At 56.3% G+C, this 20,184-nt stretch carries 20 protein-coding genes; 2 read left to right on the top strand and 18 right to left on the bottom strand.

Annotated features, from left to right (window positions below):
* Positions 1-7: 7 nt before the first annotated feature.
* From hisJ to pdxB, 12 genes are all read right to left on the bottom strand, one after another.
* Positions 8-790, bottom strand: a complete 783-nt coding sequence (gene hisJ, locus AC2FAK_RS09265; RefSeq protein ID WP_008502592.1) for a histidine ABC transporter substrate-binding protein HisJ — start codon at positions 788-790, stop codon at positions 8-10.
* A 226-nt stretch (positions 791-1,016) separates the two neighbouring features.
* Positions 1,017-1,799 (bottom strand): lysine/arginine/ornithine ABC transporter substrate-binding protein ArgT, encoded by a 783-nt coding sequence (gene argT, locus AC2FAK_RS09260; RefSeq protein ID WP_013098132.1) that lies wholly within the window; start codon positions 1,797-1,799, stop codon positions 1,017-1,019.
* A gap of 290 nt (positions 1,800-2,089) precedes the next feature.
* Positions 2,090-2,659, bottom strand: coding sequence for a UbiX family flavin prenyltransferase (locus AC2FAK_RS09255; protein WP_020690624.1), 570 nt, complete (start codon positions 2,657-2,659; stop codon positions 2,090-2,092).
* A gap of 90 nt (positions 2,660-2,749) precedes the next feature.
* Positions 2,750-4,267 (bottom strand): amidophosphoribosyltransferase, encoded by a 1,518-nt coding sequence (purF, locus tag AC2FAK_RS09250; RefSeq protein WP_014832786.1) that lies wholly within the window; start codon positions 4,265-4,267, stop codon positions 2,750-2,752.
* Positions 4,268-4,303: 36 nt separating this feature from the next.
* On the bottom strand, positions 4,304-4,792 hold the full coding sequence (gene cvpA / locus AC2FAK_RS09245; protein ID WP_000262116.1) for a colicin V production protein: 489 nt from the start codon (positions 4,790-4,792) through the stop codon (positions 4,304-4,306).
* Between the two features lie 253 nt (positions 4,793-5,045).
* Positions 5,046-5,741: a cell division protein DedD gene (dedD, locus tag AC2FAK_RS09240; protein ID WP_014832787.1), complete on the bottom strand. Its 696-nt coding sequence runs from the start codon at positions 5,739-5,741 to the stop codon at positions 5,046-5,048.
* The gene (folC, locus tag AC2FAK_RS09235; protein WP_095455041.1) at positions 5,731-6,999 is read right to left on the bottom strand and encodes a bifunctional tetrahydrofolate synthase/dihydrofolate synthase; all 1,269 of its coding nucleotides are present in this window, start codon (positions 6,997-6,999) and stop codon (positions 5,731-5,733) included. The genes dedD and folC overlap by 11 nt, the downstream gene beginning before the upstream one ends.
* Positions 7,000-7,069: 70 nt before the next feature.
* Positions 7,070-7,975: an acetyl-CoA carboxylase, carboxyltransferase subunit beta gene (accD, locus tag AC2FAK_RS09230; RefSeq protein ID WP_013098138.1), complete on the bottom strand. Its 906-nt coding sequence runs from the start codon at positions 7,973-7,975 to the stop codon at positions 7,070-7,072.
* Between the two features lie 154 nt (positions 7,976-8,129).
* Positions 8,130-8,789 carry a DedA family protein gene (locus tag AC2FAK_RS09225; protein ID WP_095455042.1) on the bottom strand — a complete coding sequence of 220 codons (660 nt, stop codon included), beginning with the start codon at positions 8,787-8,789 and terminating at the stop codon, positions 8,130-8,132.
* Between the two features lie 28 nt (positions 8,790-8,817).
* Positions 8,818-9,630, bottom strand: coding sequence for a tRNA pseudouridine(38-40) synthase TruA (gene truA, locus AC2FAK_RS09220; RefSeq protein ID WP_013098140.1), 813 nt, complete (start codon positions 9,628-9,630; stop codon positions 8,818-8,820).
* Positions 9,630-10,643 (bottom strand): aspartate-semialdehyde dehydrogenase, encoded by a 1,014-nt coding sequence (locus AC2FAK_RS09215; RefSeq protein ID WP_013098141.1) that lies wholly within the window; start codon positions 10,641-10,643, stop codon positions 9,630-9,632. The genes truA and AC2FAK_RS09215 overlap by 1 nt, the downstream gene beginning before the upstream one ends.
* A 67-nt stretch (positions 10,644-10,710) precedes the next feature.
* Entirely contained in the window at positions 10,711-11,847 is a 1,137-nt protein-coding gene (pdxB, locus tag AC2FAK_RS09210; RefSeq protein WP_095455043.1) for a 4-phosphoerythronate dehydrogenase PdxB, read from the bottom strand.
* Between the two features lie 113 nt (positions 11,848-11,960).
* Here pdxB and flk point away from each other — a divergent pair, with 113 nt between their 5' ends.
* On the top strand, positions 11,961-12,965 hold the full coding sequence (flk, locus tag AC2FAK_RS09205) for a flagella biosynthesis regulator Flk (protein ID WP_029881743.1): 1,005 nt from the start codon (positions 11,961-11,963) through the stop codon (positions 12,963-12,965).
* A 90-nt stretch (positions 12,966-13,055) separates the two neighbouring features.
* Here flk and AC2FAK_RS09200 read toward each other — a convergent pair whose 3' ends face one another.
* Together AC2FAK_RS09200 and fabB are read right to left on the bottom strand one after the other, a co-directional pair.
* The gene (locus AC2FAK_RS09200; RefSeq protein ID WP_095455044.1) at positions 13,056-14,234 is read right to left on the bottom strand and encodes an MFS transporter; all 1,179 of its coding nucleotides are present in this window, start codon (positions 14,232-14,234) and stop codon (positions 13,056-13,058) included.
* 68 nt (positions 14,235-14,302) lie between these two features.
* Entirely contained in the window at positions 14,303-15,520 is a 1,218-nt protein-coding gene (gene fabB, locus AC2FAK_RS09195) for a beta-ketoacyl-ACP synthase I (RefSeq protein ID WP_013098145.1), read from the bottom strand.
* 158 nt (positions 15,521-15,678) lie between these two features.
* On the opposite strand from fabB, the gene mnmC reads away from it, so the two are divergent.
* Positions 15,679-17,676, top strand: a complete 1,998-nt coding sequence (gene mnmC, locus AC2FAK_RS09190; protein ID WP_095455045.1) for a bifunctional tRNA (5-methylaminomethyl-2-thiouridine)(34)-methyltransferase MnmC2/FAD-dependent 5-carboxymethylaminomethyl-2-thiouridine(34) oxidoreductase MnmC1 — start codon at positions 15,679-15,681, stop codon at positions 17,674-17,676.
* A gap of 36 nt (positions 17,677-17,712) precedes the next feature.
* On the opposite strand, the gene AC2FAK_RS09185 is transcribed toward mnmC, so the two are convergent.
* From AC2FAK_RS09185 to mepA, 4 genes are read right to left on the bottom strand one after another with little or no spacing between them, the layout of a single operon-like run.
* Positions 17,713-17,991: a YfcL family protein gene (locus AC2FAK_RS09185; RefSeq protein ID WP_013098147.1), complete on the bottom strand. Its 279-nt coding sequence runs from the start codon at positions 17,989-17,991 to the stop codon at positions 17,713-17,715.
* 13 nt (positions 17,992-18,004) lie between these two features.
* On the bottom strand, positions 18,005-18,550 hold the full coding sequence (locus tag AC2FAK_RS09180) for an elongation factor P hydroxylase (RefSeq protein WP_013098148.1): 546 nt from the start codon (positions 18,548-18,550) through the stop codon (positions 18,005-18,007).
* On the bottom strand, positions 18,547-19,359 hold the full coding sequence (locus AC2FAK_RS09175; RefSeq protein ID WP_095455046.1) for a sulfite exporter TauE/SafE family protein: 813 nt from the start codon (positions 19,357-19,359) through the stop codon (positions 18,547-18,549). The genes AC2FAK_RS09180 and AC2FAK_RS09175 overlap by 4 nt, the downstream gene beginning before the upstream one ends.
* Positions 19,359-20,183 carry a penicillin-insensitive murein endopeptidase gene (mepA, locus tag AC2FAK_RS09170; protein ID WP_095455047.1) on the bottom strand — a complete coding sequence of 275 codons (825 nt, stop codon included), beginning with the start codon at positions 20,181-20,183 and terminating at the stop codon, positions 19,359-19,361. Before mepA ends, AC2FAK_RS09175 begins: the two co-directional genes overlap by 1 nt.
* Position 20,184 lies beyond the last annotated feature (1 nt).

Below are 20,184 nucleotides of genomic sequence, written 5' to 3'. Positions count from 1 at the left end.
GGGGCGATTAGCCGCCGTAAACATTAAAATCGAAGTACTTTTTCGCCAGTTTGTCGTACGTGCCATCCGCGCGCATTTCAGCGAATGCTTTGTTCAGCGCTTCGCGCAGCTCGTTGTCTTCTTTACGCAGACCCATACCGGTGCCGACACCAAACAACTTCACATCTTTAATGGATGGGCCGCCAAATTTGTAATCTTTACCTACCGGCGTCTTCAGGAAGCCTTCGCTCGCGGCGACTTCATCCTGGAAAGCGGCGTCGATACGGCCTGCCGTCAGATCAGCGTAGATATTTTCCTGGCCCTGATAAGAGACGATTTCAATCCCCTTCGGTGCCCAGTGTTCATTACCGTAGGTTTCCTGGGTAGTGCCCTGCAGCACGCCCACGCGTTTGCCTTTCAGTGATTCAAGGGTAGGCTGGATATCAGACGATTTAGCCACCACCAGACGAGAATCTGCCGCATAGAGTTTGTCGGTGAAGGCAATCTCCTGCTGACGTTTTTCAGTGATGGAAAGCGAGGACATGATAACGTCGATTTTTTTGGCTTTCAGCGATGGGATCAGTGCATCCAGCGGGTTCTCGACGTAGGTACACTGCGCTTTGATGCGTTTGCACAGCTCATTGGCCAGATCAATGTCAAAACCGACCAGTTCACCCTTCGAATTCTTAGATTCGAACGGGGCATAGGTAGGGTCGGTACCAATACGGATTTTCTGCGGAATTGCTGCGAACGCCGCGGTAGCGCTGGAAAAGGCCAGCACCAGAGATAACGACAACACGAGTTTTTTCATATCTGTCCTCAACAAACTGTCTTCTTACGTGATTTTTACGACGACGGGGTGGTGCTAATGTGCCATCAATCCACGCCATCAGGCAAAGATTAATGCCTTTCAGGCGAGATTTTTTGCATGATAAATGCGTAAGTATGCACACAGCGATCCAATACGGTGCACGAAACGCACCATATTGGATCAATCACACCCGCAATGCACCAGAACAGTGCACCATCATCGAGTATCAATCACCGTAGACGTTGAAGTCGAAGTATTTCTTCGCCAGTTTGTCGTAGGTACCGTCTTTGCGCAGTTCTGCAAACGCTTTGTCGAAGGCGGCTTTCAGCTCGGTATCATCTTTACGCAGGCCAATACCGGTGCCGTCACCAAAGTATTTTTTGTCTTTCACGGACGGGCCAGCAAAGGCGTAGTCTTTACCTGCCGGCTGTTTCAGGAAGCCTTCACTTGCGGCAACCTCATCCTGGAATGCCGCATCCAGACGACCGGCCGCCAGGTCAGAATAAATCAGATCCTGGTTCTGGTAAGCCACCACGTCAACGCCCTTCTCACGCCAGTTTGCATTGGCATAACCTTCCTGAGTCGACCCCTGCAGCACGCCGACATGCTTGCCTTTCAGGGAGTCAATGGTTGGCTGAATGGGGGAGCCTTTTGCCGCAATCAGACGGGAATCCGCGGCGTAGAGCTTGTCAGAGAAGGCAATCTCCTGCTGACGTTTTTCGGTGATGGAAAGAGAAGAGATAATGGCGTCGATTTTCTTGGCTTTGAGCGACGGAATTAACGCGTCAAAGTCGCTGCCCACCCATGTGCATTTCACCGCAATGCGTTTGCACATCTCATTACCCAGATCGATATCAAACCCTACGAAATCGCCTTTCGCATCCTTGGAAGAGAATGGCGCGTAGGTTGCGTCTGTACCGATACGCACTGTCTGTGGAAGCGCTGCATAGCTACCTGCTGCTGCACTTAACCCCACCAGCAAAGACAGAGCCAGAACCGTCTTCTTCATACATTTACCCTCAAGTACCGTGATTTTATTATGTATTGTGTTGTGTGTTGTGTTGCAGGCTTCTCTTGCAGGTCTTATGCCACATTGCCGTCGGGTCAAAACTTCGACGTTAAATATGTTAATAAAACGTTGCGATATTGCCTTAATGGTGAAAGATAGCAGGTCTGCCGAACGAACCGGAAAGAGAAAAAGGGAAAAAACGAATTAAATGTCGAGGATATGATCGCCGTTGCAATTTTGCCCTGAAACAGGGCATCGTCTCTGTTCATGCACGCTGTTTGTGCACAGAATCAGGCGCCCTGCCAGCGGGTGAAAAGGTCTTCGGGCAGGTCGATATCAAACTGATCCAGCACGCGGTTCACTGTCTGATTAATCACGTCATCGAGCGAGGCCGGACGATGATAAAACGCCGGCACCGGCGGCATGATCACCGCGCCCAGTTCAGCGGCCTGGGTCATTAAACGCAGATGCCCCAGATGCAGCGGCGTTTCGCGCACGCAAAGCACCAGAGGACGACGCTCCTTCAGCACCACGTCCGCCGCACGCGTCACCAGCGTGTCGGTATAGCTGTTAACGATGCCGGAGAGGGTCTTTATTGAACAGGGCAATATCACCATGCCCGCGGTTTTAAACGAGCCGGAGGAGATGCTGGCAGCGATATCGCGGGCATCGTGTACCACATCCGCCAGCGCCTGGACATCGCGCAGGGAGAGATCGGTTTCGAGGGAGAGGGTCTGACGCGCCGCCTGGCTCATCACCAGATGGGTTTCGACTTCCGCCACGTCACGCAGCACCTGCAGCAGACGCACGCCGTAGATCGCGCCACTGGCGCCGCTAAGCCCAACAATGAGTCGTTTCATGATTTTCGCCCTTACTGATTTCAGGGCAGACTGTGCAGGATTTTGCGGGGAGTTGCAAGTGAGGGCGAAGGCCCTCACTTGCCTGCACAATTAACCTTCGTTGTGCATCTCTAAGCTTTCGAGATCGTTTTGCAACTGGACGGCTTTCGCATCGTCGTTGCGCAGCGAATCGAGATAGTCCAGATACTGCTGATCAACATCTTTGGTGACGTAAACCCCGTTAAACACGGAACATTCAAACTGCTGAATATCCGGATTCTCGGCGCGCACCGCGTCGATAAGATCGTTCAGATCCTGGAAAATCAGGCCATCGGCACCGATGATCTGGCGAATCTCGTCCACTTCACGGCCGTGGGCAATCAGCTCGTTCGCGGTAGGCATATCAATGCCATACACGTTCGGGAAGCGAATCTCTGGCGCCGCAGAAGCCAGATATACTTTCTTCGCACCGGCTTCACGCGCCATCTCGATAATCTGCTCTGAGGTGGTGCCACGTACAATGGAGTCATCCACCAGCAGCACGTTCTTGTCGCGGAACTCAGCGCGGTTAGCGTTCAGTTTACGACGCACGGACTTACGGCGCAGCTGCTGACCCGGCATGATAAAGGTACGGCCAACGTAGCGGTTCTTCACGAAACCCTGACGGTATGGCTTATCCAGAATGCGAGCAATTTCCAGCGCGATATCACAGGACGTTTCCGGGATAGGAATGACCACGTCGATGTCCAGATCGTCCCACTCGCGGGCAATCTTCTCACCCAGCTTGGTTCCCATGTTCACGCGGGCGCTGTAGACGGAGATCTTATCGATAAACGAGTCCGGACGGGCGAAATACACGTATTCGAACAGGCACGGGTTGCTGACCGGGTTGTCTGCACACTGGCGGGTAAACAGCTGGCCCTTCTCAGTGATATAGACCGCTTCGCCAGGGGCTACATCACGCAGGAATTCGAAGCCCAGGGTGTCCAGCGCCACGCTTTCAGAGGCAACCATATATTCGGTACGGCCATCACCCAGGTCACGCTTACCAAGCACCAGCGGGCGGATACCGTTTGGATCGCGGAAGGCGACCATTCCGTGACCGATAATCATCGCCACGCAGGCGTAGGCACCGCGGATCTGGCGGTTTGTCGCAGCAACGGCGGCAAAGATATTGTCTGCTTCCAGCGGATAGTGGCGGAAGTTATCCAGCTCGCTCGCGAACACGTTGAGCAGGATTTCTGAATCAGAGGTGGTGTTAATGTGGCGACGTTTCTCTTCAAACAGCTTTTTACGCAGCTCATGCGCGTTGGTCAGGTTGCCGTTGTGAGCAAGCGTGATGCCATACGGTGAGTTGACGTAGAAAGGCTGTGCCTCAGAGGCGCTGGAACTGCCAGCAGTAGGATAACGAACGTGACCGATCCCCATATTACCTTGCAGACGCTGCATATGGCGGGCTTCAAACACATCGTTTACCAGGCCATTCGCCTTACGTAAACGGAAGCAGTTGTTTGCATCAATGGTGATGATACCCGCAGCATCCTGCCCACGGTGCTGAAGCACCGTTAACGCGTCATAAATCGACTGGTTTACCGGCATGAAACCGGCGATACCGACAATACCGCACATTCGTCTTTTCCTCGTTAAGCCACATCTCAGAGCGGGTTACGCTCTGGGCAAGAAACTCGACGAGCTTTGCAGATAGTCAAAGAACCACCTGATGATGAAGCTGAACTCTGGAATGAGCTGCGATTTCTGCCAGTCTTCGCTTTTGGAGAACCCGGTAAAGGTATCCAGGAAGAACAGTATCGCGGCCACAATCAGCACGCCTCGTAATGCCCCGAAACAGATCCCGAGCACCCTGTCCGTTCCTGACAGACCGGTTTTCTCGACCAGCTGACCTATCACGTAATTTACGATAGCGCCGACAATCAGCGTCGCGATAAACAGCACCGCGATGGCGATTCCATTTCGGACCAGTTCATCTTCAAAGCCCGTGAACCAGACAGACAGGTAAGTGTAGTAATGACTGGCAACAAAGAAAGCACAACCCCAAGTCACCAGCGATAACGCTTCACGAACAAAGCCACGGATCAGGCTAACCAGACAGGAAAAACCAATCACCGCAATGATGGCGTAATCAATCCAGACCATATGTGTCCCACGATTTAACGCCCTGTCATCCAGTTCGGGGCGAATTCTAACAGAAAAAGAAAACGTTTGCGTAGGGATTTCCTTCCCGCGCGTAAATAAAAAAGGCGCTGAAAAAATGTTCAACGCCCCCTCCGCTTGACGTCTCTGTGGACGTCTGCTTTCCCACCCTCACCCCAGCCCTCTCCCTCAAGGGAGAGGGAGCAAACCATCCCCTCGCCCCTTTGGGGAGAGGGTTAGGGTGAGGGGAACCTTATCAATTGGCGCTGTAGTTCATCACCACACCGCTCAGGCCAGAGATCTGCTTCAGCTCACCGAGCGAGCCTTTGAGCTTATCCTTAGACGCTTCTGGCCCCACAAGGATACGGGTGATTTTACCCTGCACCGGCGTGGAAGGTGAAGTGTAAACGCGATAACCCGCACTGCGCAGCTTACCCACTACCTCATTGACCTTATCGGCATTTTTCAGCGCACCCAACTGCACAACGTAGGCTTTACCCGTCGGTGCAGCCTCTTGCTGGGCCGGTTTTGCCGCAGGCGGCGTCTCTGAAGCCGCGGCCAGCTGTTCTGCTGCTTTATCCCGCTGCGGTTTCGGCTGTGTTTTTTCCACCGGCTTCGGTTTTTCAACCGGTTTCGGCTGCTCTACCGGCACCGGATCGATTTCGATGTTGTTATTCGCCGCCAGACGAGACGGATCGAGGGACGGCGCGGCCGCATCCCCGGCACGCACTTCTTCAGCCGCCCCTTCCGGCGGCTGAGCAGGCAGCGCCTGGGTCGCCGCAGGCAGCATATCCGGTTCGTCGCGATCGCCCGGCTTCGGCACCAGCGGAATGGCTGCAAATTCATCCTGGTAATGCTTTTTCTGCCCGTCGAGCAGACCCGGGAGGATAATCACCCCGAGCGCGACCAGCACAATGGTTCCTGTTAAACGGTTCTGAAACTTACTCGCCACCGGTTCTCCCCGCGTCCATCACTTCCATGACATGTGCCACCGTGTGGAACGAACCACACACCAGCACGGTATCTTCTGGTTTAGCATCCGCCATCGCGGCTTGCCAGGCCTGAGCCACGCTATTGTAGATTGCGCCTTTGCCGAGATGTTCCAGCAACTGCTCAGCCGTCGCACCGCGCGGCCCCTCCAGAGGAGCACAATACCAGCTATCGACCACACTCTCCATGCAGGCCAGCGTACCGCCGATATCTTTATCATGAAGCATACCGATAACCGCCAGCACGCGCCCGGTTTTTGGTAACGATTTGAGACGCGCGGCGAGATACGCCGCAGCATGCGGGTTATGTGCGACATCCAGTATCAGCCGCGGAGCGTCGCTGACAATCTGAAAACGCCCGGGCAGAATCGCGTTCTGAATACCGTCGCGGATGGCCTGTTCGCTCACCGCCAGCCCGCTGGCGCGCAGTGCCGCCAGGGCGGTGGCGGCATTAGGTTGCGGTACCTGCGGCAGGGGCAGATTCTCCAGCGTTCCCTGCGCATCGCGATAGCGCCAGCCGTTGTTTTGAACCTCATACTGCCAGTCCACACCCCGGCGCAGCAGGTGAGCGCCCTTCTCTTTTGCCACGTCGGAAATGGTGTACGGCATATCCGGCTCGCCAACCACCGCAGGCTTATTCGTGCGGAAAATACCGGCCTTCTCACGGCCAATACTTTCGCGATCGGGGCCCAGCCAGTCGGTATGATCCAGGGCAATACTGGTGACCACCGCCACATCGGCATCCACCATATTGGTGGCATCCAGACGCCCGCCGAGGCCCACTTCCAGAATCACCACGTCCAACTGCGCCTGTTTAAACAGCCACAGCGCCGACAGAGTGCCGTATTCGAAATAGGTTAATGAAATCTCACCGCGCGCCGCTTCAATTTCTGCGAACGACGCCGTATGCGCAGACTCTGGCAGTTCGCTGTTTTGTACGCGAACCCGCTCGGTATAACGTACCAGGTGCGGAGAGCTATAGACACCAACCTTGTAACCGGCAGCAATCAGGACAGCTTCCAGCGTACGGCAGGTGGTGCCTTTACCGTTGGTTCCGGCGACGGTAAAAACAAACGGCGCAGGTTTCAGCACATCGAGACGCGCAGCAACCTGGCTTACGCGTTCAAGCCCCATATCGATGGTTTTACTGTGCAGGTTTTCCAGATAAGAAAGCCACGTGGCCAGGGGCGACGTGGCTTGGGGAATGCTTTTATTTTCCATGATGCCCGGTTGTCATTAACAGTTTATAAAGCAAAAGGGCAGCGCCAACCGGCCCTGCCCTTTTCAGTTATCAGGCCTCGGGTTCCTGATCCGGTACTACCACGCCTTCGCGCGGCTCATCCGGGTTCGGCGCCGGCAGATTCATCAGCTTCGCCAGGATGCTCGCCAGTTTCAGGCGCATTTCCGGGCGGCGGACGATCATGTCAATCGCGCCTTTCTCAATAAGGAACTCACTGCGCTGGAAGCCCGGCGGCAGTTTTTCACGTACGGTCTGCTCAATAACGCGAGGACCAGCAAAGCCGATCAGCGCTTTTGGCTCAGCGATGTTCAGATCGCCCAGCATCGCAAAGCTTGCAGAGACGCCACCCATGGTTGGGTCGGTCAGTACAGAGATGTACGGCAGACCGCGCTCCTGCATTTTAGCCAGCGCAGCAGAGGTTTTCGCCATCTGCATCAGGGACATCAGCGCTTCCTGCATACGTGCACCGCCAGAGGCGGAGAAGCAGATCAGCGGGCAGTTGTCTTCCAGCGCCTGCTCAACAGCACGCACAAAGCGCGCACCGACCACGGAACCCATTGAGCCACCCATGAAGGAGAACTCAAACGCGGCGGCCACTACCGGCATCTCGTGCAGGGTGCCTTTCATCACGACCAGCGCGTCTTTCTCGCCGGTCTCTTTCTGTGCAGAGGCCAGACGATCTTTATATTTTTTGGAATCACGGAACTTGAGCACATCTTTTGGCTCAAGCTCGCTACCCAGTTCTACCAGAGAACCTTCGTCCAGCAGGCTGTGCAGGCGATTACGCGCCGTCATGCGCATGTGGTGGTCACACTTCGGACACACCTCAAGATTGCGTTCCAGTTCTGCGCGATACAGAACCTGACCACAGCTATCACACTTCGTCCATACCCCTTCAGGAATGCTCGCTTTACGCGTTGGGGTAATGTTGCTTTTAATTCGTTCAATCCAGCTCATTGATAACCTTTCTGCCTGAACCTGGTCGTATGCCAGTTTTGCTGTAAGAGGCGAATAATGCCATTTTTGCCTCCAACAGACCATGAATGTTGCACATTAAAACATAACAGCCCGAAACTTTGGATAAAAAAGTGGTCGAACCGCCTGCGTGCATTTACTTCGCTTGCTTTGCTGCCGCGCGCTTGTGACGAATAATTTCGATAACACCCGGTAAAACAGAAAGCACAATAATCGCTACAATCAGTAACTTAAGGTTTTCCTGAACTACAGGGAGATCGCCAAACAGGTAGCCTGCATAGGTAAAGAGCAGCACCCACAGCAGCGCGCCAATGACGTTGTATGCCGCAAAATGACGATAGGACATGTGCCCCATTCCCGCCACAAATGGCGCAAATGTACGCACAATAGGCACAAAACGCGCAAGGATAATAGTTTTTCCACCGTGGCGCTCATAAAACGCATGGGTTTTATCTAAATAGCTACGACGGAATATTTTTGAGTCCGGATTGCTGAATAAGCGCTCACCGAAGACCCGTCCAATGGTGTAGTTGACCGCGTCACCGACAATTGCGGCGATCACCATCAGCACCACCATTATGTGCACATTCAAATCGTTGGTGGGCAGCGCGGATAACGCCCCCGCGACGAACAGCAGCGAATCCCCCGGCAGGAACGGCGTGACTACCAGACCGGTTTCACAGAACAGAATGAGGAACAGAATGGCATACACCCAGACGCCATACTGCGCGACCAGCTCCGCCAGGTGAACATCAATATGCAGAATGAAATCAATCAGAAAACGTATTACGTCCATATTGTCTAAGCCTTAATTGCACCTTTGTTTAGTCCGCCAGGAACAGCGGGCCCATTGGCGGTTTTGGCAGGTCAAACCGGTCCGGATAGTCCACCGAGACCAGATACAGCCCTTCCGCTTTCGCCGTTGCTGCCGCAAGCGTTCTGTCCTTCGCTGCCAGCAGTTCTGCAATCCAGCTCTCCGGCTGGTGTCCGGCGCCCACTTCCATCAGGCTGCCCACAATATTCCGCACCATATGATGTACAAAGGCATTGGCTTTGATATCCACCACCACATACGCGCCAAAACGGCTGACGTTTATGTGCATGACGTTACGCCACGGCGTGCGGGACTGACACTGCACCGCACGGAACGAGGTAAAGTCATTTTCACCAATCAGACACTGCGCCGCACGATGCATACGTTCTGCATCCAGCGGTTCATAAAAATGCGTCACGCCCTGGCTTAACACCGCCGGACGAAGACGCTGATTGTAGATGACATAGCGATAACGGCGCGCGGTGGCGCTGAAACGCGCATGAAAATCATCCGGCACAGCTTTCACCCAGCGCACCGCAATGTCACCAGGTAAATTCGCATTTACACCCAACGTCCAGGCAGCGTCCTTGCGCACGGCGGTGGTTTCAAAGTGAACCACCTGCCCCGTTCCGTGGACACCAGCGTCAGTGCGTCCTGCACACAGGACGTTAATCGGTTCGTTCGCCACCTGAGAGAGCGCTTTCTCCAGTTTTTCCTGGACACTGCGCACCTCATTTTGACGCTGCCAGCCATAATATTTACTGCCGTCGTACTCGATACCGAGGGCGACTTTATGAACCGGCTTTTGTTCCACGTCTGACATCAGTACAGATACTCCTGCACCAGTTTTTCAGCGATTTTGACCGCCATCAGCGCGCCGCCGAAGCGCACGTTATCGGCTACGGACCAGAACTGAACCTGCTCCGGCATACCGTAATCATTCCGTACGCAGCCCACCGAGAGGTGTGCGCTGCCGGTGGCATCGCCAACCTGCGTCGGGAATTCACTCTCTTCGGAGAGCACAATGTCTTCACCGCGGCCGAACGCATCACGCGCTTCTTCTGCGGCCAGCGGACGCAGGGCTTCGAAACCTACCATCTGCGCATGACCGTAAAAGACCGGCGACTGCACGACATTTGCGGAGATCATCAGCCCCTCGTCCTGCAGAATTTTGCGCGCTTCGTCGACGATACGGCGCTCTTCACGCACGGAGCCTTCACGATCCGGCAGCAGCGGCAGCATATTGAATGCCAGCTGACGGCCGAAGAAATCGTCTTCGTCAATCGGGATGCCGTTCAGGAGCTTCGCACTCTGTCCGGCCAGCGCGTCGACGGCCTTTTTGCCTTGCGCAGAAGCGGAAAGCAGGCTGGTCACGGTGATACGCGACAGACCGCCATCGTCGATTAAAGGTTTAAGAGCGGTCAGCAGCTGGCTGGTCAGGCTATTGGGAACCGCAATGATATTGCGGTTACGGTAGTCGGCCAGGACAAACGGGTTCACGTCCGGCACCACCAGCGGGACATCCGGCTCCATCGAGAACAGGCCGCTCAGATCGATCACCAGACAGCCAGAATTCGTCGCGTCTTCAATGTACGACGCGGTGGCTTCAGCACCTGCCGCAAAAAAGGCCAGCTGCGCCTGCGTCCAGTCGAATTCGGCGGCATCCTGAACCATGACGGATTTGCCGCCAAAACGCAGATGCTCACCGGCGCTGTCAGTGCGCGCCAGTGCATAGATATCACCCACCGGGAACTGACGCTCAGCAAGGGTTTCGAGCAGGGCTTCACCCACGGCACCCGTGGCACCTAAAATGGCTATGTTCCAGCCTTCAGACATGGTGGTTTACTCCAGAAATAAAAAAGCGTCCCTGTCGGAGTATCCAACAGGGAGCGTTAAGAAGACATTAATGCGCCGGGTGATGAACGGCGTTAAAACCCAGTTTATTCAGCAGCGCTGCCGCCGACGCGTCATCGCACATGACATACAGAGAAGACCATTCACGGCGCTCAACGTAATTCTTGCGCAACTTGTCAAACTCCCCCGGGATCCCCGCCACTTTACGCAGCAGCGCATCATCGCGGCGCACATCATACACCAAATGCACCAGCCTTTTCAGCGTTGCCTGATCGAGCGGGCCATGCAGGGTAATGCGGCCAAATTCAGGCGCGGGGAGTAAAGTGTCCAGCGCCACCTGCTGCGGATGGCCAATAAAGGCGCTATAGGCCTCAAAGACCTGGGTGGTGCCACGGGCCTTTCCTTCGAGCGTGTAACCCGCTATATGCGCGGTTGCAACGTCGACCTTGTTCAGCAGCGCAACGTTGAGATCGGGCTCCGGCTCCCAGACGTCCAGCACCACGCTGAGATCCTGCCCCTCTTCCAGACATTTCAGCAACGCGGCGTTATCGACGACCGGGCCACGACAGGCATTTATCAGAATAGTGCCAGCCTTCAGACGACGGATCAGCGCCTCGTCAGCAAGATGGAGCGTCTTATAGGCCCCCTCTTTGAAGAGGGGCGTATGGAAGGTGATGACGTCACATGCTTCAACCAGCTCATCCAGGGGGCGGAAGTCGCCTTCATCACCGTTGTCTTTACGCGGCGGATCACACAGCAGGGTGCGAATGCCTAACGCCTCAAGGCGTTTTTGCAGGCGTCCTCCCACGTTGCCCACCCCGACAATGCCTACGGTGCGGTCTTTCAGCGCAAAACCGTCGCGCTCTGCCAGCATCAGCAGAGAAGAGAAAACGTATTCCACTACCGCAATGGCGTTACAGCCAGGCGCGGCGGAAAACCCGATCCCCGCCTGCTTAAGCCACTTGTCATCCACATGATCCGTCCCGGCCGTTGCGGTTCCGACGAATTTAATCGCTTTGCCGGAGAGCAACGCCTCATTTACTTTGGTCACCGAGCGCACCATCAGGGCATCGGCATCATCCAGCTCGTTTACCGGAATGGGTCGACCAGGGACAGCCTTAACATTACCAAGGCGGCTAAAGAGCTCGCGGGCGTAAGGCATATTTTCATCAACGAGGATTTTCACGTCTGAGTACCTGTTTGAGAGGAAGAAAACCTGCCAAGTGTGCCATAATCTGGCCGCCAGGCATATATGCATGCCGGGTTTACGCTGAGTTTTGACTTTAAGGATTTTTGACGATGCAGCCTATTTCAGGTACGCCACCACGCCCTCCGGGTGAAGGCCCTGTCACGCCAAACGTTGCAGGTGAACAACCGCTTTCCACGCAACAGCGCACCGTGCTGGAGCGCCTGATCACGCGCCTGATCGCGCTCACTTCACAGCAAAATGCGGAAGTCTGGGCCGGGGTAAAGCATGATTTAGGCGTCCGGAACGATGCACCGTTGCAGTCGCGCCACTTCCCTGCGGCCGAGCAAAATCTGAATCAGCGTATTACCACCGCACAGCAAAATCACACCACTCGCCAGATTGTCGCGCAACTGACCGAGCTGTTGGGCCAGGGCAACAACCGTCAGGCAGTCAGTGATTTCATTCGCCAGCAGTTTGGCCAGACCGCCCTGAGCCAGCTAACGCCAGACCAGTTGAAAACCGTGCTGACACTGCTGCAAACCAATCAGCTGACCATCCCGCAACCGCAACAGCGTCCGTCAACCGAGCGTCCGCTGCTGCCTGCTGAACACAATACGTTGAATCAGATGGTGACCAGGCTGGCCGCCGCCACCGGCGAATCAACAAAGCTTATCTGGCAGTCGATGCTCGAGCTTTCCGGCGTGAAGGCGGGCGAGCTGATCCCGGCCAAACAGTTTACGCATCTGGTCACCTGGCTACAGGCTCGCCAGACGCTGAGCACCCAAAGTACCCCTACCCTGCATACGCTACAGGCGGCACTGAAGCAGCCGCTGGAGCCGCATGAATTTGAGGTGATTCGGGATTACGCCCAGCAGACCTGGCAGGCCACGCCGCAAACGGTACTGACCACCGCGCAGGTGCAAGATTTGCTGAATCAGATCTTTATTCGCCGCGCCGAGCGAGAAGGCGGCGTGCCGGAAGTCAGGGATATTCAACCGATCTATAGCCCGCTGTTTGCGCCGGTGGTGGAGACCTTCAGAACCCTCTCTGCGCGTCCGGGATTACTGTTTATTGCGTTACTGATTGCGCTGGCAATTTTCTGGCTGGTTGCCTGATGTTTTGCCCGGTGGCGCTGCGCTTACCGGGCCTACAACGACCCGAACGGTAGGCCGGGTAAGGCGAAGCCGCCACCCGGCAACAACGGCTCAAGACCTGCGAAACGCCACCAGCGTCACTACGATCCCAACAACGGCTGAAACCGCACCTGCCAGGAAGACGGACGGATAGCCAAACGACGTGGCCAGGAGCCCCGCCAGCGGTCCGGTGACACCGTATGAGATGTCCTGAAACGCCGCATAACCGCCCAGCGCCGTACCGCGCACCTGTGGCGCGACGCGTTTTACCACCTCAACCCCCAGCGCCGGGAAGATCAGGGAACAGCCGCAGCCGGTCAGTGCCGCTCCGAGAAGGGCAACGGAGGCCACAGGGGCATACCACAGCAGCAGCAAACCGAGGGTCTCAATCACCAGCGACGCCACGGCCACCTTCACGCCACCAAAGCGATCCGGCATCCAGCCGAACAGCACGCGCATCAGGACAAACGCGCCACCAAAGGCGGTTAGCGTAAAGCCCGCCATCGCCCAGCCGCGGCTCATAAAGTACAGCGAAACGAATGTCCCAATCACCGCGAAGCCCACGCCCTGTAGCGCCAGCCCCAGCCCCGGCTGCCAGATTTGACCTATTACGCTCCACAGGGAAGGACGCTCACCTTTATGGGCAGGTACTTTGCGCACCGAGCCGTTAAATGCCCATGCCAGCAGCGGTAACAGCATGGTGGTGGCCGCCAGCGCGGCAAAACCGAACTGGCTGTGGATCAACAGCCCCAGCGGCGCACCTGCCGCGAGTGCGCCATAGATAGCCATACCGTTCCAGGACATCACCTTGCCCGAGCGCGCAGGGCCTACCAGCCCCATTCCCCAGGTCAGGGTGCCGGTCAGCAACTGGCTTTCACCAAAGCCGAGAATCAAACGTCCCACCACCAGCAGGGCAAATTTATACGCCGCGTCGACCGGCAGAAGCGCGGCAAGCAGCCACGCTGCGCCCGCCAGCCCGCAGGCAAACATGCCCTGCAGCGCTGTGCGTTTGGCACCGTGCTGGTCCGCCAGACGCCCGGCGTAGCCGCGGGTTAATACGGTAGCTAAAAACTGAATACCCACGGCGATGCCAACCAGGGTATTGCCGTAGCCCAGCTCCTGGTGAACAAACAGCGGGATAACAGGCAGCGGCAGGCCAACGGTCATGTAGGTCAGAAATACCGCAAAGGCGATACGGAAAAGGGAAAGGTTCCCGGAAGGGGTACTCTTCTCAGGGATAACGGCCTTCATGCGTAACTCCGTGTTCAGGCATAAAAAAAGGGAGCCTCGCGGCTCCCTTCTACTATACCTTCAAACGCTTACGCTTTCAGCTTGCGCATGACCAGCGTGGCGTTGGTGCCGCCAAAACCAAAGCTGTTGGACATCACGGTCGTCAGCTCACGTTCGGTGGTTTCGGTCACGATGTTCAGGCCCGCTGCCTGCTCGTCCATCTCTTCGATGTTGATGCTTGGCGCGATAAAGCCATTTTCCAGCATCAGCAGAGAGTAGATTGCTTCCTGCACGCCAGCTGCACCCAGAGAGTGACCGGTCATGGCTTTGGTCGCGGAAATTGCCGGGCTGTTGTCACCGAAGACTTCACGGATCGCACCCAGTTCTTTCACATCGCCTACCGGCGTAGAAGTCCCGTGGGAGTTCAGGTAGTCGATTGGGGTATCAACGCCGTGCATCGCCATCTTCATGCAGCGCACCGCGCCTTCGCCGGATGGAGCAACCATGTCAGCGCCGTCAGACGTGGCACCGTAGCCCACGATCTCAGCGTAGATGTGCGCGCCACGTGCCAGAGCGTGTTCCAGCTCTTCAACCACAACCATACCGCCGCCGCCTGCGATAACAAAACCGTCACGGTGCGCATCATAGGTACGGGATGCTTTAGCCGGGGTTTCATTGTATTTGGTAGACAGGGCACCCATCGCGTCGAATTCACAGGCCATTTCCCAGCCCAGCTCTTCACCGCCGCCAGCAAATACGATGTCCTGTTTACCCAGTTGGATCTGCTCAACAGCATTACCGATGCAGTGTGCGGACGTCGCACATGCAGAGCTGATGGAGTAGTTCACACCGTGAATTTTGAATGGGGTTGCCAGGCACGCGGAAACCGCAGAACCCATGGCTTTGGTTACCACGTACGGACCTACTGCTTTCAGACCACGCGGGCTACGCATGGCGTCAGCACCGAATACCTGCGCTTTGGATGAACCACCGGAACCGGCAATCAGACCCACGCGCGGGTTGTTCTGGTAAACCTCTTCGCTCAGGCCAGAATCTTTGATCGCTTCCTGCATGGAGAGATAAGCATAAATAGAGGCATCGTTCATGAAACGAACCACTTTACGGTCAATCAAACCGGTGGTGTCCAGTTTGACGTTACCCCATACGTGGCTACGCATACCTGAATCTTTAAACTCTTCAGAGAAAGTGATCCCGGAGCGTCCTTCACGCAGAGATGCCAGGACTTCCTGCTGGTTATTACCGATGCTGGAAACAATGCCCAGGCCAGTAATCACTGCACGTTTCATTCAATACCTCTGTAAGTCGCACTATAGTAAGTTTCGAGTCGCACAATAGCGTACACTTGTACGCCGAACAAGTCCGATCAGACATTTTCTGCGGAAATTTGCACCGATGGACTCACATCGTTAAGATCGTGCCACTGCCTGTCAGACGAGTAACTTACGTGAAACAAAACGCTATACAACCCGCCAACCTCGAATTCAACGCTGAGGGTACACCTGTTTCCCGAGATTTTGATGACGTCTATTTTTCTAATGATAACGGACTGGAAGAAACCCGCTATGTTTTCCTCGACGGAAATCAGCTCAGCGCACGCTTTCCCGCCCATCCGCGCAGTCTGTTTGTCGTCGCAGAGAGCGGGTTCGGTACCGGGCTGAATTTTTTGACCCTCTGGCAGGCTTTCGACCAGTTTCACGCTGCCCATCCTGAGGCTACGCTACAAAGATTACATTTCATCAGTTTCGAAAAATTTCCACTCACCGCGCACGACCTGCACCTGGCGCACCAGCGCTGGCCGGAGCTTGCCCCTTGGGCTGAACAGCTTCAGGCGCAGTGGCCGCCCGCCATCGGCGGTTGCCATCGTCTGCTGCTGGACGGTGGACGCGTCACGCTGGACTTATGGCTCGGCGATATCAACGAACTGACCGATAAGCTTGATGATTCGATGAACCAGAAGGTGGACGCGTGGTTCCTTGACGGGTTTGCGCCAGCCAAAAACCCGGAGATGTGGAGTCAGCATCTGTTTAGCGCCATGGCGCGTCTGGCGCGGCCTGGCGCAACGCTCGCGACCTTTACCTCGGCGGGGTTTGTCCGCCGCGGCTTACAGGAAGCAGGCTTTACGATGCGAAAAACCAAAGGGTTTGGCCGCAAGCGCGACATGCTGGTCGGGACGATGGAGCAGACGCTGGCGATCCCCGCCCGGGCGCCCTGGTTTGCACGCCGCGCCAGCGCCTCCCGTGAGGTGGCGATAATCGGCGGAGGGATTGCCAGCGCCCTGCTTTCGCTCGCGCTTTTACACCGCGGCTGGCAGGTGACGCTCTACTGTGCTGACCCGGCTCCGGCAAACGGCGCCTCCGGCAACCGTCAGGGAGCCCTTTATCCGCTTTTAAGCGCGCACGACCCGGCACTGTTCCAGTTTTTCCCCGCGGCCTTTACCTTTGCCCGTCGCGTATACGACACTCTTCCGGTGGCATTCGACCATGACTGGTGCGGCGTGACGCAGCTCGGCTGGGATGAAAAGAGCCAGCAAAAAATCGCGCAGATGCTGTCGCTGGGCCTGCCGGAAGAGATTGCCCGCGCGGTAAGTGCGCAAACGGTGACAGACACCACCGGCGTTGAGACGGGCTGTGGCGGTATTAAGTATCCGCTCGGCGGCTGGCTGTGCCCTGCCGAACTGACCACTGCGGCGATTACCCTGGCACAGTCACGCGGGCTGACGGTGCATTATGCTCATAAGGTTGCATCGCTTAGCCGGACAACCCACTGGACCCTGCGCTTTGCCGATGGCAAAGAGGCCACGCATGCCAGCGTTGTGCTGGCAAACGGACATCACATCAGTCAGTTTGTCCAGACAGAGACATTGCCCGTTTATCCGGTTGGCGGCCAGGTGAGCCATATTCCGACCGCGCCTGCACTGAGCCAACTGCGCCAGGTGCTGTGCTATGACGGCTACCTGACGCCGCAAAATCCGTCTAATGCTCATCATTGCATTGGTGCCAGTTACCATCGCGGTGAAACAGACACGCATTACCGCGAGGAAGATCAGCAGCAGAACCGCCAGCGCCTGATTGACTGTTTCCCGGACGCGGCGTGGGCGAGAGAGGTTGACGTCAGCGGGGGCGAAGCGCGCTGCGGCGTACGCTGCGCCACCCGCGATCATCTGCCCATGGCGGGAAATGTACCGGACTATGAGGCAACGCTTGAGGCGTATCAGGATCTGGCTGAACACAAGGAGACGGCAGTAGTCTCACCGGTTCATCCGGAGCTGTTTATGCTGGGCGGACTGGGATCGCGCGGGTTATGTTCTGCACCGCTGCTGGCGGAAGCGTTAGCCGCGCAAATGAGCGATGAGCCCATTCCGCTGGACAGCACCACGCTCGCAGGGCTGAATCCGAATCGTTTGTGGGTGCGGAAATTGCTGAAGGGGAAGCAGGTTAAATAGGGTGCCCTCTCCCACCGGGAGAGGGAGGTGAAACGCTTACTTCGCTTTCGCCTGCTGGAACAGGTTGTCCCACATACCCAGCACCAGAGACTGGTCGCGCGGAGAAAGCTCGCCCGCCTGGATGGCTTTTTCCAGGCTGCGGCTCACTTCATCATGAATGGCCTCGGCAGAGTGATCGTCCCCGGCTTCCAGCTCGGCAACGGCCAGCGTCAGGTGACCACGCAGATAACCGCTGGCGAACAGCTCATCATCACTGGCGTGTTCCACCATGTCATCAATTAACGCCAGAATGCGTGATTCAAATTCTGCGATCATCTTCTTTCCTCTGTTAAAGATCTTCCGGCCACGGGAAGCATTCCGCCGTGATCTCCGGCGTATGGTAATAATTCTGTAAAGCCTTGATCAGGCGTGCCGGGCGTTCCGGGATGCCTTTCTCAAGATACTCCATCACCTGCGCATGCACGCGGCGCTGGAAGAGAATACGGTCTGGCTCGAAATCCCCTTCGAGATTGTCACAGCTGACGTTGAACGGGAAACCCGCCGCCACGCAGAACAGCCACTCCAGCGCCTGCGGTTTGACTTCCACATCTTCAAACTGACCCTGCGTGGCCGCGTCACGTCCGTCCGGACAGTACCAGTAACCAAAGTCCACCAGCTCGCGACGCGCTTTTCCCGCAATGCACCAGTGTGAAATCTCATGCAGGCCACTGGCGTAAAAACCATGCGCAAACACGATGCGGTTATAGGGCACCTCTGCATCAGCAGGAAGATAGATCGGTTCGTCGTCGCCTTTAATCAGACGGGTATTAAAATCATCAGCAAAACAGCCGTCAAAAATCTCAATCAGCTGTTCATAGTTATGCGTACTGTTCATGCATTCATCCCCAGCCAGGTGAGGATCTCCTGTCCATGGCTGTCATAAAGAAGCTTGGCGCTCATCACCGCCGAGACGATGACGATCATCGGGCGAATCAGCTTCTGTCCTTTGCTTAATACCAGACGCGAGCCCGCGCGCGCGCCTAAAAACTGCCCCGCCATCATCACAAACCCGGTTGCCCAGATAACCTTGCCGCCGATGATAAACAGCAGCAGGCCGCCGACGTTCGAGGTGGCATTCAGCACTTTAGCGTGGGCGGTAGATTTGGCGAGGTTAAATCCGGCCAGCGTGACAAACGCCAGGGCATAGAACGACCCGGCGCCTGGGCCAAAGAAGCCATCGTAAAACCCGACGCAGCCGCCTGCGATAAGCGCGAACGGCAGACCATGCAGCCGACGCTGCCTGTCCTCTTCACCGAGCTTTGGCATCAGCAGAAAGTAGAGGCCAATACAGATGACCAGCACCGGCAGGATCTGACGCAAAATGTCAGACTGTACATGCTGAACCAACAGCGCACCGGAGGTTGAGCCGATGAAGGTCATCAGAATATTGAGCTTCTGGTCGGCAAGATTAACCACCTTATGGCGAATAAAATAGAGCGACGCGGAAAGGGACCCGCCGCAGGCCTGAAGCTTGTTGGTGGCAAGCGCCTGAGCCGGGCTCATGCCCGCCGCCAGCAGCGCCGGAACGGTAAGCAACCCGCCACCGCCCGCGAGGGCATCGATAAAACCGGCCAGCATTGCCACAAAGAACAGCACCAGCAGCAGCAGCGGTGACACCATAAACAGGTCGACGAAATTATCCATTAAAGTACATGCTCATCCAGTAGCGCCTGGCAGGAAGGCGGCAACGGAGGCGGTGTCTTCTTCTCAGGCTTAGAGGTTCCAGGTTTTGCCGGTTCAAACCAGCTTTGCAGTTCCGCACCGCAGCCATCGCCTGGCGGTGGTAGCGGCTGATCTTCACATTCCAGACTGTTTACCGGGCAGCGCAGACGTACGTGCATATGCGCACGATGCTGGAACCACGGACGCACTTTGCGCAGCCAGTCGCGATCGGTTCCCTCATCCAGGCAGAGCTGCTGCTTGATGGCCGGGTTAACGAAGATCCGCGTGACCTCGTTGTCCTTCGCTGCCAGCTTAATCAGGCTGAAAACATCCGGGGTCCACAGCGACGGCACAACGCTTTTGCCGTCGCGCGCCACCAGATCCAGCGCCTGCGGCTTCAGCAGTTGGGCCGAGGTCCAGCGCGTTTTAGGCAACTGCAGGAAAATATCCACATCCAGCCCGGTCTGGTGACTGGCGTGCCCACCGTTGAAACGACCGCCAGCAGGCATACCCATATCGCCAATCAGCATCGTACCCAGCCCCAGGTTATGCACCTGGTTACCCAGACGCTGGATAAACAGCACCAGATCCGGGTGGCCGAAGTAACGACGCTGGTCGGTACGCATCACCTGATAAGTATCCGACTGCAGAGGAAGCTCCTGCGCACCAACGATACAGCCATTGGAGAACGCACCAATCGACTGCGCGCTTCCCGCCACCGGGTGAGTGATTTTTTGCCATGGCGTGGCGGCCAGACTGGCCCCACTGGCGAGTAGCGCCAGCAGAGCAATTGCGGTTTTTTTCATA

Source organism: Enterobacter cloacae complex sp. 394F7, assembly GCF_057320385.1.
This window is presented reverse-complemented; position numbering and strand designations above follow the sequence as displayed.

Excerpts from the sequence above, each read along its gene's own strand:
- hisJ (WP_008502592.1), bottom strand. The coding sequence starts at position 790 with ATGAAAAAACTCGTGTTGTCGTTATCTCTGGTGCTGGCCTTTTCCAGC.
- argT (WP_013098132.1), bottom strand. The coding sequence starts at position 1,799 with ATGAAGAAGACGGTTCTGGCTCTGTCTTTGCTGGTGGGGTTAAGTGCA.
- AC2FAK_RS09255 (WP_020690624.1), bottom strand. The coding sequence starts at position 2,659 with ATGAAACGACTCATTGTTGGGCTTAGCGGCGCCAGTGGCGCGATCTAC.
- purF (WP_014832786.1), bottom strand. The coding sequence starts at position 4,267 with ATGTGCGGTATTGTCGGTATCGCCGGTTTCATGCCGGTAAACCAGTCG.
- cvpA (WP_000262116.1), bottom strand. The coding sequence starts at position 4,792 with ATGGTCTGGATTGATTACGCCATCATTGCGGTGATTGGTTTTTCCTGT.
- folC (WP_095455041.1), bottom strand. The coding sequence starts at position 6,999 with ATGGAAAATAAAAGCATTCCCCAAGCCACGTCGCCCCTGGCCACGTGG.
- accD (WP_013098138.1), bottom strand. The coding sequence starts at position 7,975 with ATGAGCTGGATTGAACGAATTAAAAGCAACATTACCCCAACGCGTAAA.
- AC2FAK_RS09225 (WP_095455042.1), bottom strand. The coding sequence starts at position 8,789 with ATGGACGTAATACGTTTTCTGATTGATTTCATTCTGCATATTGATGTT.
- truA (WP_013098140.1), bottom strand. The coding sequence starts at position 9,630 with ATGTCAGACGTGGAACAAAAGCCGGTTCATAAAGTCGCCCTCGGTATC.
- AC2FAK_RS09215 (WP_013098141.1), bottom strand. The coding sequence starts at position 10,643 with ATGTCTGAAGGCTGGAACATAGCCATTTTAGGTGCCACGGGTGCCGTG.
- flk (WP_029881743.1), top strand. The coding sequence starts at position 11,961 with ATGCAGCCTATTTCAGGTACGCCACCACGCCCTCCGGGTGAAGGCCCT.
- AC2FAK_RS09200 (WP_095455044.1), bottom strand. The coding sequence starts at position 14,234 with ATGAAGGCCGTTATCCCTGAGAAGAGTACCCCTTCCGGGAACCTTTCC.
- fabB (WP_013098145.1), bottom strand. The coding sequence starts at position 15,520 with ATGAAACGTGCAGTGATTACTGGCCTGGGCATTGTTTCCAGCATCGGT.
- AC2FAK_RS09185 (WP_013098147.1), bottom strand. The coding sequence starts at position 17,991 with ATGATCGCAGAATTTGAATCACGCATTCTGGCGTTAATTGATGACATG.
- AC2FAK_RS09180 (WP_013098148.1), bottom strand. The coding sequence starts at position 18,550 with ATGAACAGTACGCATAACTATGAACAGCTGATTGAGATTTTTGACGGC.
- AC2FAK_RS09175 (WP_095455046.1), bottom strand. The coding sequence starts at position 19,359 with ATGGATAATTTCGTCGACCTGTTTATGGTGTCACCGCTGCTGCTGCTG.
- mepA (WP_095455047.1), bottom strand. The coding sequence starts at position 20,183 with ATGAAAAAAACCGCAATTGCTCTGCTGGCGCTACTCGCCAGTGGGGCC.